A 16,738-nucleotide genomic window follows, 5' to 3' on the forward strand; every position below is an offset into this window, starting at 1 on the left:
GCCTGTGCGAAGCCCCTGCCCATCCCTTCTGCCACGCATCCCATCCGCTGCGCCTGCGCAGCCCGACTCGGCGCCCGCCGGGGGAGGACGTCACCGATGACATCACCAGCTGAGAACGAGTCGGCGCTGCGCGAGCGCATCGTGGCCCTGGGGGCAAGCCTGTTCGACCGCGGCTTCTCCGTGGGCAGCGCCGGGAACATCAGTGTGCGCACCCAGGACGGTTTCCTGATGACCCCCACGAACTCCTCCCTGGGACGCCTGGACCCGGAGGCGCTCTCGGTCTTGGACCCGCAGTGGGTGCACACCGCAGGGCCCAAACCCTCCAAGGAGGTGGTGATGCACCAGGCGATGTATCAGGCCCGACCCCAGGCCGCCGCCGTCGTGCACCTGCACTCCACCTACGTGACCGCGCTCAGCTGCCTCGAGACAGAGCCGGCGATCCCGCCGCTGACCCCGTACTTCATCATGCGGCTGGGTCGAGATGTGCCGACGGTGCCCTACTACAAGCCGGGCTCACCAGCGGTCCTGGCGGATCTTCAGGCGGCGGGGGAGCGCGGCCCGGCGGTGATCCTGGCCAACCACGGCTCGATCGTGGCGGGCGGATCGCTGGAGGATGCGGTCAACGCCGCCGAGGAGCTTGAAGTCTCGGCGCAGCTGGCCTTCCTGCTCGAGGGCAGGGCCACCCGGCCATTGAATCAGGAGCAGATTCAGCACCTGCTCGGCTGATCGCGGGCCCTTCCGGCTCCAGGTTCAGTCCTGGCCTGGCCACCGGTAGGGTTGCAGCAGATAGTACGCCAGCCGCATGCGAACGGGAGGGCTCAATGTCCGCATCAGATCAACTCGACGGTCCTTTTCAGAAACGCTTCGTCGCCCTGGGGGACTCGTTCACCGAGGGCGTGGCGGATATCGACCCGTCCAGCCCCAACGGGGTGCGCGGATGGGCCGACCGGGTGGCCGGCCAGCTGATCTCCAACGACTCCTCCTGGGGCTACGCGAACCTCGCGGTGCGCGGGAAGAAGCTCCAGCAGGTGCTCGACGAGCAGCTGGACCCCGCGATCGGGCTCGGCCCCACCCTGGTGACGGTCTACGCCGGGGGCAACGACATCCTGCGCCCCACGGTGAACATCGACGCCCTGATGGAGCGCTACCGCTGGGGCGTGGAGAAGCTGCTCGCCAGCGGCGCCCGCGTGGTGCTGTTCACCGGATTCGACTCCGGCCAGGCCCCACTGTTCAAGGCCACCCGCGGCCGGACCGCGATCTACAACGAGCACGTGCGCAAGATCGCCGCCGACTTCGACCTGGATCTGGTCGACTTCTGGCACATGCGTGAGTTCCAGGACTGGCGCTACTGGGACGAGGACCGGATGCACCTGGGCATCGCCGGGCACATGATGATGGCCAAGGAGGTGCTCAAGGTCCTCGGCGAGAAGGACGAGATCGAGGACCCCGAGGTCGACGACGCACCGCTGGCCTCCCTGCCCGAGCGCCTGATCAGCGAGCTGACCTGGACCAAGGACTACCTCTACCCCTGGGTCCGGCGGCGGGTCACCCGCACCTCCTCAGGCGATGACATGTCCCCGAAGTACCCGCAGCTGACCTCCCGGGTCTGGTAGCCGGGGCCGGCTGACGCACCGGACCGGCGTCGACCGCCGGCCCGCCGCTCAGGCGAGGACGGCGGCCACCGCCTCGGACCACATCGCGACCGCCTGGTCCACCTCGGACTCCGAGACCACCAGCGCCGGGATGAACCGGACCACCTCACCCCAGGAGCCGCAGATCAGCAGCAGCAGCCCGCGACGGGCAGCCTCCTGCTGCACGGCGGTGGCGGTGGCGGGGTCCGGCGCTCCGTGGGCGTCGCGGAACTCATTGCCCACCATCAGACCCAGGCCGCGCACCTCGGCGATGCGCTGCGCACCGGCGCGGGCGTTGGCCTGCGCGGCGACCTCGCGCAGCCCGGCGCGCAGCTGCTCGCCGCGCTCCGCACTGTTCTCCACGAGCCCCTCTTGGGCGATCACCTCCAGGGTGGCCACCGCCGCGGCGCAGGCCACCGCGTTCGCGCCGTAGGTCCCGCCCTGGGACCCCGGCCAGGCCTTGCCCATCAGCTCGGCGGAGGCCGCGATCCCCGAGATCGGGAACCCGGAGGCGATCCCCTTGGCGAACATCATGATGTCGGGCAGTCGTGCAGCGCCCTCGGAGACGAAGTGGTCATGGCCCCAGAACTTTCCGGTGCGCCCGAAGCCTGTCTGGACCTCGTCGATGATCACCAGGATCCCGTGCCGGTCCGCGCGCTCGCGCAGCCCGGCGAAGAAGCGCTCATTGCCCGGGACGTACCCGCCCTCGCCGAGCACCGGCTCGACCAGGAACGCCGCAGTGTCCGCCGGGTTGGACTGGGTCTGCAGCAGCAGGTCCAGCTCCTTGAGCGCGAAGTCGGTGGCCTGCTCCGCGTCCCAGCCGTAGTCGCGATAGTGGCTCGGATTGGGGAACGGCGCGACCACCACGCCTGACATCAACGGGCTGAACCCGGCCCGGAACTTGGTGCCGGAGGTGGTCATCGACGCCGCCGCGACGGTGCGGCCGTGGAAGCCGCCCTGGAAGACCACGATGTTCGGGCGCCCCGTCGCCTGCCGCGCCAGGCGCAGCGCGGCCTCCGCGGCCTCGGAGCCGGAGTTGGAGAAGAAGACCGAGTCCAGGCCCGCCGGCAGCACCTCGGAGAGCCGCTCGGTGAGCGCCAACAGCGGCTGGTGCATGATCGTGGTGTATTGGCCGTGGATCAGGCTGCCCACCTGGGCCTGGGCAGCTGCGACCACATGGGGGTGACAGTGGCCGGTGCTGGTGACCCCGATGCCGGCGGTGAAGTCCAGATGCGGCTGGCCCGCCTCGTCGTAGAGCCACACGCCCTCTCCACGGGTCGCCACCACGGGGGTCGCCTGCTTCAGCTGGGGAGACAGCGTCGCCATCGAAATACACCTTTCGGATTGTTGACAATCTTCTTGGGCTCCAGATTAGCGGTCATCGCGGCGCAAGGCCAGAACCATACCCAGGACTCCCGCAGCACCCAGCGACGGCGGCCGCAGGACCGGCGTAGGCTGGCCCTCGAAGGCCCACGTCACGTCCATCGCACCCTCTCAAGGAGGACCCATGGCAGAGCAGAGCATCACCGCAGAGCGCGAATCCAGCCTGATCCAGGCGACGCCCAAGCGCCTCTACATCAACGGGGAATGGGTGGACGCCGAGGGCGGAGCCACCCTGGAGGTCCACGATCCCTCCACCGGCAGGCTGCTCTGCACCGTGGCCGACGCCTCCGAGCGCGATGGCTGGAACGCGCTGAAGGCCGCCGAGGTCGCGCAGCCCGGGCTCGCCGCCATGCCCCCGCGGGAGCGGGCGAACATCCTGATGCGCGCCTTCGAGCTGATGCATGAGCGCAAGGACGACCTCGCACTGTTGATGACCCTGGAGATGGGCAAGCCGCTGGCAGATTCCTATGGCGAGGTCACCTATGCCGCGGAGTTCTTCCGGCACTTCGCCGAGGAGGCCACCCGGATCAGCGGCAGCTACCAGACCGCGCCCGCCGGAGGTGCCCGCTTCCTGGTGGCCAAGCAGCCGGTGGGCCCCACGATCCTGATCACCCCGTGGAACTTCCCGCTGGCCATGGGCACCCGGAAGCTCGGCCCGGCCATCGCCGCGGGCTGCACCTCGGTGCTCAAGCCTGCCGAGCTGACCCCGCTGTCCATGCTGGCCCTGGCGGACATCCTGCATGAGGCCGGGCTGCCCGCCGGCGCGGTGAACATCCTGGTCACCTCCACCGCAGGCAAGGTGATGGAGCCGCTGATCCGCTCCGGGATCGCGCGCAAGCTCTCCTTCACCGGGTCCACCGGGGTCGGCCGCAAGCTGCTGGAGCAGGCCTCCGAGCGGGTGCTGCGGACCTCCATGGAGCTCGGCGGCAACGCCGGGTTCGTGGTCTTCGAGGACGCCGACATCGACGCCGCCGTGGCCGGTGCGCTGCTGGCGAAGATGCGCAACACCGGCGAGGCCTGCACCGCTGCCAACCGGATCTTCGTCCATCGCAGCGTGATCGATGAGTTCGCGGCCAAGCTGGCCGCGGAGATGGAGCAGCTGCCCCTGGGCCGTGGAGTCCAGGAGGGCGTGCGCGTCGGGCCGCTGGTCGACGCGAAGCAGCTGGCCAAGGTCGATGAGCTGGTCACCGACGCGGTCGACGGCGGCGCCAGGGTCCTGCTCGGCGGTGCGCCGGTGGACCGCGAGGGCTACTTCTACCCGCCCACCGTGCTCACCGACATCCCCTCCAACGCCCGGATGCGTCAGGAGGAGATCTTCGGGCCCGTCGCGCCGCTGACCCCCTTCGACGCCGAGGAGGAGGTCATCGAATGGATCAACGCCACTGAATACGGCCTGGTCAACTACGTCTACACCGAGAATCTGCGTCGCGGCATCCGGGTCGCCGAGGCCGTGGAGTCCGGCATGGTGGGGCTGAACCAGGGCGCGGTCTCCAACCCGGCCGCACCCTTCGGTGGAATCAAGGAATCGGGGCTGGGTCGCGAGGGCGGGGACACCGGCATCGAGGAGTTCCTGGAGACCAAGTACATCGGCATTGCCATGTGAACTCGATCTCACCCAGCCGCGGCCTGCGGGCTGGAGGGAATGGAATCCGCAGAGCCGCGGTTGGACCGGGAGTAGAAAGTTGAGTCACCTGCACTCAAGTCAGTTTGACACCACGTCGAGCGAGTACAAGACTTGAGCGCAGTTCACTCAACACCGCTCTCGAGAAGGAGATCGCATGTCCCGCTCAGTAGGTATCGACCTCGGCACCACGAACTCTGTCGTGACCGTCCTTGAAGGTGGCGAGCCCACCGTCATCGCCAACGCCGAGGGTGCCCGCACCACTCCCTCCGTCGTCGGCTTCTCCAAGTCCGGCGAGGTCCTCGTCGGTGAGGTGGCTCGCCGCCAGGCAGTCTCCAACCCGGACCGCACCATCGCCTCGGTCAAGCGCCACATGGGCACCGACTGGTCCACCGAGATCGACGGCAAGAAGTACACCGCCCAGGAGATCTCCGCCCGCACCCTGATGAAGCTCAAGCACGACGCCGAGTCCTACCTGGGCGAGGACGTCACCGAGGCCGTCATCACCGTGCCGGCCTACTTCAACGACGCCGAGCGCCAGGCCACCAAGGAAGCCGGCGAGATCGCTGGCCTGAAGGTCTCCCGGATCGTCAACGAGCCCACCGCCGCAGCGCTGGCCTACGGCCTGGACAAGGGCAAGGAGGACGAGCTCATCCTGGTCTTCGACCTGGGCGGCGGCACCTTCGACGTCTCCCTGCTCGAGGTCGGCAAGGATGAGGACGACTTCTCCACCATCCAGGTCCGCTCCACCTCCGGTGACAACCGCCTCGGCGGCGACGACTGGGATCAGCGGATCATGGACTGGCTGGTCGCACAGGTGAAGTCCAAGGAGGGCGTGGACCTCTCTAAGGACAAGATCGCCGTGCCGCGTCTGAAGGAAGAGGCCGAGCGTGCCAAGAAGGAGCTCTCCTCGACCTCCAGCGCCAACATCAACATCCCCTACGCCACCCAGAACGACGGCGTCCCGGTCCACGTGAACGAGACCCTGTCCCGTGCGAAGTTCGAGGACATGACCTCGGACCTGCTGGACCGCACCAAGAAGCCGTTCAACGACGTCATCAAGGAAGCCGGGGTCAAGATCTCTGAGATCGACCACGTGATCCTGGTCGGCGGCTCCACTCGGATGCCCGCGGTGGCCGATCTGGTCAAGCAGCTCTCCGGCAAGGACGCCAACAAGGGTGTGAACCCGGACGAGGTCGTCGCCGTCGGCGCGGCCCTGCAGGCCGGCGTGCTCGCCGGTGAGCGCAAGGACGTGCTGCTCATCGACGTCACCCCGCTGTCCCTGGGCATCGAGACCAAGGGCGGTGTGATGACCAAGCTGATCGAGCGCAACACGGCCATCCCGTCCAAGCGCTCCGAGGTCTTCTCCACCGCTGAGGACAACCAGCCCTCGGTGGCGGTCCAGGTCTTCCAGGGCGAGCGCGAGTTCACCCGGGACAACAAGGCGCTGGGCACCTTCGAGCTGACCGGCATCGCCCCGGCGCCGCGCGGGGTCCCCCAGGTCGAGGTCACCTTCGACATCGACGCCAACGGCATCGTCCACGTCTCCGCCAAGGACAAGGGCACCGGGACCGAGCAGTCGATGACCATCACCGGCGGCACCTCGCTGGAGAAGGAAGACATCGAGCGCATGGTCGCCGACGCCGAGGCCCACGCCGAGGAGGACAAGGCTCGCCGCGAGGCTGCCGAGAAGCGCAACGCCGCCGAGTCCACCGCATACTCCGTGGACAAGCTGCTCAAGGACAACGGCGACAAGCTGCCCGAGGAGGTCAAGACCGAGGTCCAGGCCGACGTCGACGAGCTCAAGAAGGCACTCGAGGGTCAGGACAACGAGTCCGAGGTCAACGCCGCCTACGAGAAGCTGCAGGCCTCCCAGGTCAAGATCGGTGAGGCGCTCTACTCGCAGGCTCCCGAGGCCTCCGCCGACGGCACCGGCGAGCCGGCGCAGAACGAGGATGAGGACATCGTCGACGCAGAGGTCGTCGATGAAGAGGACGAAGCCGAGAAGAAGTAAGGGGGCCGCACACATGGCAGATCACAAGAACCCTGAGGTTCCCAGCGGCGAAGAGCCCGAGGAGCAGGACCCGGTGCAGGATCCCTTGGCCCGGGCCGAGAAGATCCTGCAGGACCTCCCGGTGGAGGACGCCCAGGACACCGAGACCCTCGGTGCCCAGGGACAGTCCGAGAGCTACGGCGCGGCCGGGGACCCGGTCACCGAGGAGGAGGTCGCAGGCGTGGCCTCCGACGAGGCCGACCCCCTGATCGCCGAGGAGCCCGAGCTCTCCGAGGTCTCCGCGGAGGACGGGATCACCGGCGGCACCGAGACCGAGCCCGAGGAACGGATTCAGGCGGCCGACGACTTCCTCCGCGGCACGGAGGAGGAGACGATCGCCGAGGCCGCCATGGCGATGGACCCCGAGGCCATCCTGGCCGAGGACAGCATCCGCGAGGATGCTCCCGCTCAGGAAGGGGTGCGCGAGGCTGAGCTGCAGGCTGACCTGCAGCGACTCCAGGCCGAGTACATCAACTACCGGCGTCGGGTGGAGCGTGACCGGGCGACCGAACGTGATCGCACCAAGGGTCAGCTGATCACCGAGCTCATGCCGGTGCTCGATGACATCTCCTCGGCCCGCCAGGCCGGAGACCTGCAGGAGGGGCCCTTCGCGCACATCGCGACCCGCCTGGAGTCGGTGCTGCAGAGCCAGGGCCTTGAAGTGCTGGGAGAGATCGGGGAAGCCTTCGATCCCAACCAGCACGAGGCGATCATGACCCAGCCCCATGAGGAGATCCCCGCCGACCACGTGGCCATCGTGCTGCGCGCCGGCTATCGCCACGGTGACCGCCTGCTCCGGGCGGCCCAGGTGATGGTCTCCTCCGGCCCCGACCAGGGCTGAACCGCAGAGCAGCAGAAAGGAGGGAGGCGCCATGGCCTCACAGGACTGGATCGAAAAAGATTTCTACGCCATCCTTGGCGTCTCCCGCGATGCCTCCGAGGAGGACATCAAGAAGGCGTACCGAAGACTCGCCCGCAAGCACCACCCCGATAAGAACCCCGGGGATGATGCCGCGGAGCAGAAGTTCAAGGACGTCGCCGAGGCCCATTCAGTGCTCGCGGACAAGGAACAGCGCGAGCAGTACGACGCCGTGCGCGCCATGGGCTCGGGCGCCCGATTCTCGGGCGGCCCGGGCCCCGGCGGGGGCGGCGGATTCGAAGACCTCTTCGGCAACCTCTTCAACGGCGGATCCGGCGGCGGACGCGGCGGCTTCGGTCGCGGCGGCAGCGGCGGACCCGACCTCTCGGACCTCTTCGGGGGAGCCGGCGGGTTCGGCGGCTCCGGCCGATTCGGCGGGGGAGCCGCCGCCAAGGGCGCGGACCGCACCGCGCGGACCACGATCTCCTTCGGAGGTGCCATGCGCGGGACCACCGTGGGGCTGCGTGAGCCCGACGGCGGGGTCATCGACGTGCGGATCCCCGCGGGAATCCGCACCGGACAGAAGGTTCGCGTGAAGGGCAAGGGCCAGCGAGGATCCGGCGGAGCTGGGGACCTCCTGGTCGAGGTCGTCGTCTCGGGTCACCAGTTCTTCGAGCGTGAAGGCGATGACATCCGGATCCATCTTCCTGTCGCCTTCGACGAGGCGGCCCTGGGCACCACGGTGCAGGTCCCGACGGTCCACGGTGAGAAGGTCAACATCAAGATCCCCGCCGGAGTGACCTCCGGACGCGTGCTGCGGCTCAAGGGTCACGGCGTGCGCCGGAAGGAGAAGGGCAAGGAGATCGCCGGCGACATGCTGGTCACGGTCCAGGTGCAGGTTCCCAAGGACCTCTCGGCCGACGCGGTGGAAGCCGTGAAGGCCTATGCGGAGGCCACCAAGGGGCTGGATCCCCGGAAAGGCCTCGAGGCGAAGGCGGTGCTGTGATGGTGGAACCCCGGAGCAGGGAACCCCGCACGACGGGCCCGCGGCTCCTCGATGCGCGGCTCCTGGAGCCCGAACATCGGCATGCCCCGATGTTCGTGATCTCCGTGGCCGCCGAACTCACCGAGATGCACCCACAGACGCTGCGGCAGTATGACCGGATCGGTCTGGTCACCCCGCGGCGCCAGGGTGGACGGCACCGCCGCTACTCGCCGTATAACATCGAGCAGCTGCGCCAGATCCAGCAGTTCTCCCAGGAGGGAGTCTCGCTGGAAGGCATTCGCCGGATCCTGCAGCTGCAGAACCGGGTCGAGGTGCTCGAGGAGACCGTGGACGCGCTGCGCCAGGAGCTGCGGGAATCCCAGCGTCACTCCACCAAGCCGCGCTTCTTCGCGGTGGGCCCGCATGGGGACGTGGTCACCGTGGACCGTGGCCGTCGAGCCCGCGCCAACACGCAGGCGCTGGTCCTCTGGGAGCCCGCCCCGCGACGGCGCTGACCTGGGGCCCCTTTGCCCTCACCCCGCGAGTCCTGCCTGTGACGGGTGCGGGGGACCGCGATACTGAGACCATGTCTGACTCCGCACGCTCCCGGCTGATCCTCCCCGGCGTGGTGTCAGCCGCAGCCCTGATGCTGCTCACCAGCTGCAGCGCCGACCCCTCCGAGACCGTGGAGGAGGCCGCCGGCGCGCTGGCCTCCGCGGTCTCCAGCGGGGACTTCTCCGGGCTGAGCTTCGACTCCGGGGATCCCGAGACCATGGCGACGGCCGTGGAGAACCTGCATGCGCCCCTCGAGGACCTCGCCCCGGAGGTCGAGGTCGGGGAGATCGTGCTCGACGAGCCGCCCGAGGACTCACCGCGACCGGTCACCGCCACCGTCCCGCTGCAGCACAGCTGGGACCTCGAAGAGCTCGGCGTCGACGGCGAGGCCTGGACCTATGAGACCTCCGCCGAGCTGGTCTACGACGAAGAGACCGAGACCTGGGCGGTGGCGGCCGAGCCTGCGATCGTCCTGCCGGACTACACCGGTGCCGAGTCGATCGCCCTGGCCACCACCGCAGCGGACCGCGGCCGGATCATGGACGACGACGGACGGGCGATGGTCTATAACCGCGACGTCGTCCGGCTGGGGATCGACAAGTCTCAGCTCGCCCAGGACGGTGAACCCGCCGATGAGGACACGCTGCGCTCCTCCGCCGAGGCGCTCGCCGAGCTGGTCGGGATCTCTGTGGATCCCTACGTTCAGAGCGTGCTCGGCGGCGGCGAGCTGGCCTTCGTGGAGGCCATCACGCTGCGCCGCTCCGAGGACGAGGTCACCGCCGACGACGTCGACGCGATCCCGGGTGCGCTGGCCATCGACGATCAGATGTCCCTGGCCGACTCGCGCGACTTTGCCCCGCTGCTGCTGGGCCGGGTGGGACCGGTGACCGCTGAGGCGTTGGAGGCGGACCCCAGCCTGAGCGTCGGGGACACCATCGGCACCTCCGGGATCCAGGCCTCCTACGAGGAGACCCTGCGCGGGGCTCCGGGCCTGGCGATCCAGAAGGACGGGGAGACGCTGTACTCGGTGGAGGCCGCCGACGGGGGAGACGTGGAGACCACCATGGTCCCGCGGCTGCAGAACCTGGCGCAGGAGATCGTCGACGATCAGGACACCGCTGGCGCCGTCGTCGCGATCCGACCCTCCGACGGCGGGGTCCTTGCCGCCGCCAGCCACGACCCTCAGGAGGGCTTCGTGGAGATCGCCACCCAGTCCAGCTATGCGCCCGGGTCCACCTTCAAGGTGGTCTCCTCGCTGGCGATGCTGCGCGAGGGGCTCACCCCAGACTCCTCGGTGACCTGCTCGAACCAGACCACTGTGCACGGACAGTCCTTCGGCAACTACACCGGCTTCCCCTCCGAGTACCTCGGCGAGATTCCGTTCCGCGACGCCGTCGCCGTCTCCTGCAACACCGTCTTCGCCGACGCCTACGACGATGTGACCTCCGAGGAGGTCCACCAGGCGGCGGTGGACCTCGGGATTACCGAGGAGACCCACCTCGGGGTGCCTGCCCGGATGGGATCCGTGCCGCAGGACTCCGAGCTGAACCTGCATGCCTCCAACCTCTTCGGCCAGGGCGTGGTGGAGGCCTCCACGCTGGGCATGGCCACCGTGGCCGCCTCGATCGCGGCCGGAGGCACCGTCTCACCGCACCTGGTGGTGCCCTCGGATGAGTCAGAGTCGCAGGCCAGCGGCCTCAGCGAGGAAGAGGCTGAGGACCTGCGCACGCTGATGACCGACACCGTGAACTTCGGTTCACTGGAGTCCCTGGTGGAGGTTCCCGGCGAGCCGGTCTACGCCAAGACCGGCACCGCAGAGGCCGGAGAGGGTGACGACTCCTACGCCCATACCTGGGTGATCGCCATGCAGGGAGACCTCGCGGTGGCGATCTTCCTGCAGGAGGGCGAGTTCGGCGGCTCCACCAACGGCCCGCTGCTCCAGGAGTTCCTGGAGGGGGCCTCCGCTATCCTGTAGCGGTGACTTCCCAGCCCGATCCCGCCCAGCCCGACCTCTCCCAGCCCGAGACCGCCCAGCCTGATCCCTCCGACTCCGAGACGGTCTCGCCGCCGATGCGCCGCCCGCTCTCCTTTGTGCGGCGCAGCAATCGGCTCAAGCCCAGCTACCAGCGGACCTGGGATGCAGCTCTGGGGAACGAGCTCCTGGACATACCCCACGGGCAGCGCGACACCTCCGTGGCGGAGGGCTTCCGGATCGACTGGGCTGCAGAGTTCGGCCGCACCGCACCGATCATCGTCGAGATCGGGTCCGGCTCCGGGGAGGCCGTGGCCCATGCCGCCGCCGAGAACCCCGACACTGACTTCCTGGCCATCGAGGTCTATAAGCCCGGCGCCGCCCAGCTGGTGAGCCGGATCCGCCGCGAGGGGCTGAGCAACGTCCGGGTGGCCGTGGCCAACGCTCCTGAAGTCCTGGACCAGCTCTTCGCCCCCGGCCAGCTCGCCGAGGTCTGGATCTTCTTCCCCGACCCCTGGCACAAGAGGAAGCACAACAAGCGCCGACTCGTCGACGAGGACTTCATCGCTCGCCTCGCCCGCGTCCTGCCCCCAGGCGGAGTCTGGCGCCTGGCCACCGACTGGTCCGGCTATGCCGAGCAGATGCGAGCCCTGATCGGGGCCTCCCCGCAGTTCAAGAATCCCCACGCGGGGGAGCGCGCCGGCGCGGATTCCCCGCTCACCGAGGTCCGTCTGCATGATCTTGACGCGATCTCGATGGGCAGGCAGCCGGCGCCGCTGCCGCTCGAAGAGGCCCTTGACGACGACGGCGGCTGGGCCCCCCGGTTCCCCGGCCGCACCCAGACCGACTTCGAGACCAAGGCGCTCGCCGTCGGGCGCAGGATCTTTGACCTCACCTATATCCGGGAGCCGTAGCTCGCCGCCGAAGACGAGCGCCACGCGTGCGCCGAGGGACGCACCACTGACGCTGACCACTGACTTGCACCACTGACTCGCACCTGTACAGATCTTCCGGCGTCAGAGTCGGAAGAGCGACAAAGATAGAGGTACACCACCGATGTCCGAAGAAGAGCCACGCACCCGCAGCCAGCGGCTCGGTGCCGAGACCCGACGGGTCTCGCGCCAGGCCGGTCAGGCGCTGGGCCAGCTGAACCCGATCTCCCGCTCGAGCTACCCGCATGACATCCACCCCGCGCTGGTGCCCGGGATCGGCATCGATGAGCAGCGCAGGCGCTACAGCATCGACTGGCTGATCTTCGCGATCACCGGTGTGCTCACCGTGGCCTTCGTGATCTGGGGGATCACCAGCCCGGAGAGCGTCGGGACCGTCTCCGGGAGGGCCTACGGCTGGACCATGGAGCATGCCGGCTGGCTGTTCAACGCGCTGGCCATCGTGGTCCTGGTCTTCCTGCTGATCCTGGCCTTCACCCGCTATGGCAAGATCCCGCTGGGCAAGGACGGGGAGAAGCCGGAGTACTCCACCTTCGCCTGGATCGCGATGCTCTTCGCCGCGGGCATCGGCATCGGGGTGCTCTTCTGGGGCCCCGCCGAGCCGCTGACCTACTTCCACAATGTGCCAGCGCCGCTGGATCATGCGCCGGAGTCGGAGCAGGCGCTGCACAGCGCCATGGCCCAGACCTACTTCCACTGGGGACTGCACGCCTGGGGCATCTATGCCCTGGTCGGCGGCGCAGTGGCCTACGCCGCGTATCGCCGCGGCCGGGTCCCGCTGATGTCAGCGATCTTCGAGAAGCTCTTCGGCAAGAAGCACTCCGAGGGCTTCGCCGGTCAGATGATCGACATGTTCGCCATCATTGCCACGCTCTTCGGCACCGCCGCGGCGCTGGGCATCGCCGTGATGCAGATCGGGCAGGGAGTGGTGATCGTCTCCGGAGCCTCGGAGCTGACCAACGCCATGATGATCGGCATCATCGCCGTGCTGAGCGCCTGCTTCGTGGTCTCCGCGGTCTCCGGGATCTCGCGCGGGATCCGCTACCTCTCGAGCCTGAACATCGTGCTCACCATCGGTGTCATCGCACTGTTCTTCTTCGCCGGACCCACGCTGTTCCTGCTGAACCTGCTGCCGTCCTCGCTGATGGAGTACTTCGGGACGATGTTCGAGATGATGGGCCGCTCCGCCTCCTGGGGTCAGGACACCCTGGACTTCCAGTCGACGTGGACGGTCTATTACTGGGCCTGGTGGATCTCCTGGTCGCCCTTCGTGGGCATCTTCATCGCCCGGGTCTCCCGCGGCCGTACCATCCGGCAGTTCATCCTGGGCGTCATCCTGGTCCCCTCCTCGCTGCTCTTCGTGGCCTATGGAGTCATGGGCGGAACCTCGATGTGGCTCTCCCGCGAGGGCCAGGGCGATGTCAGCCCTGATCTGAGTGCCCCGGAGGTGCTCTTCGCGGTGATCGATGCGCTGCCCTTCCTGCAGTGGCTGCCGATCGTCGTCGTGTTGATCCTCTCGATCTTCTTCATCACCTCCGCGGACTCCGCCTCCGTGGTGATGGGCATCCTGACCACCCGCGGGGACCAGGACCCGAACAAGATCGTGGTGGTCTTCTGGGGGCTGGTCATGGCCGGTGTGGCCACGGTGATGCTGCTGCTCGGCGATGGGATCGCGCTGGAGGGCCTGCAGTCGCTGGTGATCGTCACCGCGCTGCCCTTCGCCCTGGTGCTGATCCTGATCATGATCGCCTGGTCACGTGAACTGGCCACCGACCCGCACGCGCTGCGGGAGAGGTACGCCGATCTCGCCATGAGCAACGCGGTGCTCGACGGCGTCCAGCGCTATGGCGACGACTTCGCCATCGAGGTGGTTCCCACCCACCCCGGTGAGGGCGCCGGGGCCGAGGTGGACTCCGAGCATGATGACTACACCGAGTGGTACCAGCGCACCGATGAGGACGGAACCCCGGTGGGCTATGACTTCGCCACCGGGGAATGGGCCGACGGCTGGGACCCCGAGACCGGAGAGATCGGCACCGTGGTCGCGGAGAACGGCAGCGCGACCGGCGGCGCGGAGAACGGCAGCGCGCGGCCGGGTGACAAGCCGGCCCGCGGGCCCGATCCTGAGCCGGGTCAGACCACCAGCCGGTAACCGCGCTTGACCACGGTCTTGACCATCGAGGGGTCAGGCAGCGCCTGGCGCAGCCGGGAGACCCACATCTCCAGGGCGTGCTCTGAGCCGCAGTGCGGCAGCATCGCCAGCAGGTGCTCCCTGGAGAGCACCGCGCCCTGAGCCTTCATCAGCGCTCGCATCACCGCGAGCGGCCCCGGCGCCAGCTGGACCGGGGCGGTGTTCGGCGGCGGCAGATGCAGGGTGTCACCGCAGACCTGGATCTCCCCGGAGCTGGTGTGCAGGCGCAGGGCAGAGTCCGCTTCCGCCGGCGGCTGTGCCGGAATCGTCATCGCCGTGCCTCCCCGCCCTAGCCTGAGTGCAGACAGCTGCTGGGCTGTCTGGACTCAGGCTAGAGCGAGGGCGTTTCTCCGCTTTGTCGGCAGTGTGACGCTGATGTGTCCGGGACTTCTCGGCGGGCGTCCAGCACCGGTCGGGCGCCCAGTGCAGCGCAGCTCCCCCAGCGCAGCTCAGCCACCCAGCGCAGCTCGGGCGTCAAGCACCGCTGTGCGGTTCTTCACCGATCGGTGACCTCTCCGAAGGCGCGACGAGCGAAGACCATCAGGCCCACCAGCAGCAGCCCAGGCAGGATCCACCCGGAGACTCCCTGCAGCGTGGCCTGGCGCAGATCCACCATCTGCCCCGCCTCGGCGAACCAGAAGTGCAGGATCGCGGCCGCAGAGATCATCGACTGTGCGAAGGCCGCGGGCCAGATCGACCCGGACTGCATCCGCAGCCAGGCCAGCACGCCTCCGATGATGATCGAGAAGCCCAGCATCAGCGCCAGCGCCTGGAACACCGGAGTCTGGTCATAGAAGAACCCGGCGGCGAGCAGCGGGGCGTACCAGATCCCTGAGATCACCCCGGTCACCACGACGGCGGCGCGCGGTCCCCAGCGCAGCGCCAGCCTGGGGAAGAGGTAGCCGCGCCAACCCATCTCGATCCCGGCGTGCAGGAACACCCCGAGCACCGAGGCGGTGAAGATCAATCCGACCTCCACCAGCACGCCGGTGGCGATGAACTCGGTGGCGTCGCGACCCAGCCGCGAACTCAGATCCTGGACGAAGAGCGGCATCGACGGGTCGAAGGGGTAGACGCCCAGAGCCCCGCCAAGCGGCAGCGCGGCGAGGCTGAAGGCGAAGAAGAGCAGCAGTCCGAGCACCGACCAGCTCAACAGTCGGCGCACCGGACGCAGCGGCGTGATGCCCAGGGCATCGGTCACACTCTGTGGCTTCAGCGTCCGGGCGGGCCGCTCCTGGGGCTGCTCGTCCTGCATCTCCGGCTGCTGGTCCCGGGCAACCTGATGATCCTGGGCAGCCGCTTCGGCGCGGTGGCCATAGAGCACATTCAGCGGCTGACGGCGCTCCAGCAGGTACGCGGCCAGCGCGGCCACTGCCGGGGTGAGCATGAACAGGTTGTAGTAGAGATCCAGCGGTGCGGCGCTGCGCTCCTCGGGGCTCATCAGCACCAGGGGCAGGCCGATCAGCCAGCCCAGTGTCAGCGCCACCAGCACGAAGCTGCTGAGGACGATCAGAGGTGTGCGCGGCGTCGTCGTCGTCGAGACAGGAGAGGGAACAGTCACGCGATGACCCTACCGGCTCCGGCTCCCGGTTCGGCCTGCGGACCGCGCGTGCGGCGCAGCCGAGCCCGGTTCAGGACCGGCGTGCGATGAAGAAGAGCCGCCGGAACGGCAGGATCGTGCCGATCCGGGTCGCCGGGTAGGCCTCGCGCAGCGCGGCCTTGTACTCCGCGGTGAACTCCTCCCGGAGATCCGCCGGCAGCGCCTGGAGCACCGGCCGGGCCGCCGCGGCGGAGATCCAGTCGAAGACCGGGTCCTCGCCGTGCAGCACGTGGTGGTAGCGGGTCTCCCAGGCCTCGACCTCCCAACCGGGCAGCGAGACGTCGAGCATGTACTCGTGAAGCTCGGAGGTGGGCTGGAGCAGGGAGTCGGGGTCGATATGAGCCGCGTAACGGGGCGCGGCGGCGAACTCGGCGAGCAGCCGGTGGCTCGGGGCGCCGAAGTTGCCCGGGACCTGCACGGCCAGCGCACCGCCGGGGGCCACGTTGTCCATGATGCTCGGAAGCAGCTCACGGTGCTCGGGGATCCACTGCAGCGCCGCATTGGAGACGATCAGATCCGCCTTCTCCTTCAGATGCAGGTCCCGGATGTCGGCCTGCGCGTAGGAGATGCGCTCGTCGTCGGTGGCCGCGTCGGCTCGCTGGAGCATCTCGGCCGAGGAATCGATGCCGGTGATCCATGCCGTGGGCCACATCCCTCGCAGCACCGGCATCCCGTTGCCAGGGCCACATCCGAGGTCCACGATCCGATCCGCCTTGGGGGAGCGCACGCGCTGGAGCAGGTCGATGAAGGGCTGGGTTCGTTCGGAGGCGTAGGTCAGATACGCGCCCGGGTTCCACTGGGTGCTGGGCATGGTCTGAGTCTAAATCGAGGGATTCCGGCACCGCCCGGGGCTCGACATAATCCGACACCAGGTTCTCCCCGCAGCAAAGGTGGTGTAGGCACCCCTGCGGCGCGACGACCAAGCACCCCGACTCGCT

14 protein-coding genes are annotated in these 16,738 nt (G+C 68.5%); 10 read left to right on the forward strand and 4 right to left on the reverse strand.

The features are described 5' to 3' along the window. The first annotated feature begins 96 nt into the window (after positions 1 to 96). Both otnC and HNR11_RS06265 read left to right on the forward strand, forming a co-directional pair. A complete protein-coding gene (gene otnC, locus HNR11_RS06260; protein ID WP_179441585.1) occupies positions 97 to 726 on the forward strand; it encodes a 3-oxo-tetronate 4-phosphate decarboxylase in 630 nt (209 codons plus the stop codon). A 95-nt stretch (positions 727 to 821) separates the two neighbouring features. Then, positions 822 to 1,613 (forward strand): SGNH/GDSL hydrolase family protein, encoded by a 792-nt coding sequence (locus HNR11_RS06265; RefSeq protein WP_179441586.1) that lies wholly within the window; start codon positions 822 to 824, stop codon positions 1,611 to 1,613. A 48-nt stretch (positions 1,614 to 1,661) separates the two neighbouring features. Here the strand turns inward: HNR11_RS06265 and HNR11_RS06270 are convergent, their stop codons facing one another. Next, positions 1,662 to 2,957: an aspartate aminotransferase family protein gene (locus HNR11_RS06270; protein WP_179441587.1), complete on the reverse strand. Its 1,296-nt coding sequence runs from the start codon at positions 2,955 to 2,957 to the stop codon at positions 1,662 to 1,664. A gap of 181 nt (positions 2,958 to 3,138) precedes the next feature. Between HNR11_RS06270 and HNR11_RS06275 the strand changes: the two genes are divergently transcribed. The 8 genes from HNR11_RS06275 (at position 3,139) to HNR11_RS06310 (ending at position 14,161) form a co-directional block, all read left to right on the forward strand. Continuing rightward, positions 3,139 to 4,617 carry an NAD-dependent succinate-semialdehyde dehydrogenase gene (locus tag HNR11_RS06275; protein ID WP_218849661.1) on the forward strand — a complete coding sequence of 493 codons (1,479 nt, stop codon included), beginning with the start codon at positions 3,139 to 3,141 and terminating at the stop codon, positions 4,615 to 4,617. A 175-nt stretch (positions 4,618 to 4,792) separates the two neighbouring features. Continuing rightward, complete coding sequence (gene dnaK / locus HNR11_RS06280; RefSeq protein ID WP_179441588.1) at positions 4,793 to 6,649, forward strand: molecular chaperone DnaK; 1,857 nt, start codon at positions 4,793 to 4,795, stop codon at positions 6,647 to 6,649. 13 nt (positions 6,650 to 6,662) lie between these two features. Continuing rightward, positions 6,663 to 7,529: a nucleotide exchange factor GrpE gene (locus tag HNR11_RS14010; protein ID WP_246310335.1), complete on the forward strand. Its 867-nt coding sequence runs from the start codon at positions 6,663 to 6,665 to the stop codon at positions 7,527 to 7,529. A gap of 31 nt (positions 7,530 to 7,560) precedes the next feature. Beyond that, entirely contained in the window at positions 7,561 to 8,553 is a 993-nt protein-coding gene (locus tag HNR11_RS06290) for a DnaJ C-terminal domain-containing protein (protein WP_179441589.1), read from the forward strand. Further along, complete coding sequence (locus HNR11_RS06295) at positions 8,553 to 9,047, forward strand: heat shock protein transcriptional repressor HspR (protein ID WP_281366233.1); 495 nt, start codon at positions 8,553 to 8,555, stop codon at positions 9,045 to 9,047. Before HNR11_RS06290 ends, HNR11_RS06295 begins: the two co-directional genes overlap by 1 nt. A gap of 71 nt (positions 9,048 to 9,118) precedes the next feature. Beyond that, on the forward strand, positions 9,119 to 11,062 hold the full coding sequence (locus tag HNR11_RS06300) for a penicillin-binding transpeptidase domain-containing protein (protein ID WP_179441590.1): 1,944 nt from the start codon (positions 9,119 to 9,121) through the stop codon (positions 11,060 to 11,062). Positions 11,063 to 11,064: 2 nt separating this feature from the next. Beyond that, entirely contained in the window at positions 11,065 to 11,973 is a 909-nt protein-coding gene (gene trmB / locus HNR11_RS06305) for a tRNA (guanosine(46)-N7)-methyltransferase TrmB (RefSeq protein WP_343050603.1), read from the forward strand. Positions 11,974 to 12,115: 142 nt separating this feature from the next. Next, positions 12,116 to 14,161, forward strand: coding sequence for a BCCT family transporter (locus HNR11_RS06310; protein WP_179441591.1), 2,046 nt, complete (start codon positions 12,116 to 12,118; stop codon positions 14,159 to 14,161). On the opposite strand, the gene HNR11_RS06315 is transcribed toward HNR11_RS06310, so the two are convergent. From HNR11_RS06315 to HNR11_RS06325, 3 genes are all read right to left on the reverse strand, one after another. Then, a complete protein-coding gene (locus HNR11_RS06315; RefSeq protein ID WP_179441592.1) occupies positions 14,143 to 14,472 on the reverse strand; it encodes a winged helix-turn-helix domain-containing protein in 330 nt (109 codons plus the stop codon). The two genes, HNR11_RS06310 and HNR11_RS06315, sit on opposite strands and share 19 nt — an antisense overlap. A 224-nt stretch (positions 14,473 to 14,696) precedes the next feature. Next, complete coding sequence (locus HNR11_RS14260; RefSeq protein ID WP_179441593.1) at positions 14,697 to 15,761, reverse strand: CPBP family glutamic-type intramembrane protease; 1,065 nt, start codon at positions 15,759 to 15,761, stop codon at positions 14,697 to 14,699. 70 nt (positions 15,762 to 15,831) lie between these two features. After that, positions 15,832 to 16,611 carry a methyltransferase domain-containing protein gene (locus tag HNR11_RS06325; RefSeq protein WP_179441594.1) on the reverse strand — a complete coding sequence of 260 codons (780 nt, stop codon included), beginning with the start codon at positions 16,609 to 16,611 and terminating at the stop codon, positions 15,832 to 15,834. Positions 16,612 to 16,738: the final 127 nt, after the last annotated feature.

The sequence above is a fragment of the Nesterenkonia sandarakina genome, assembly GCF_013410215.1.
GTDB classification, from domain to species: domain Bacteria; phylum Actinomycetota; class Actinomycetes; order Actinomycetales; family Micrococcaceae; genus Nesterenkonia; species Nesterenkonia sandarakina.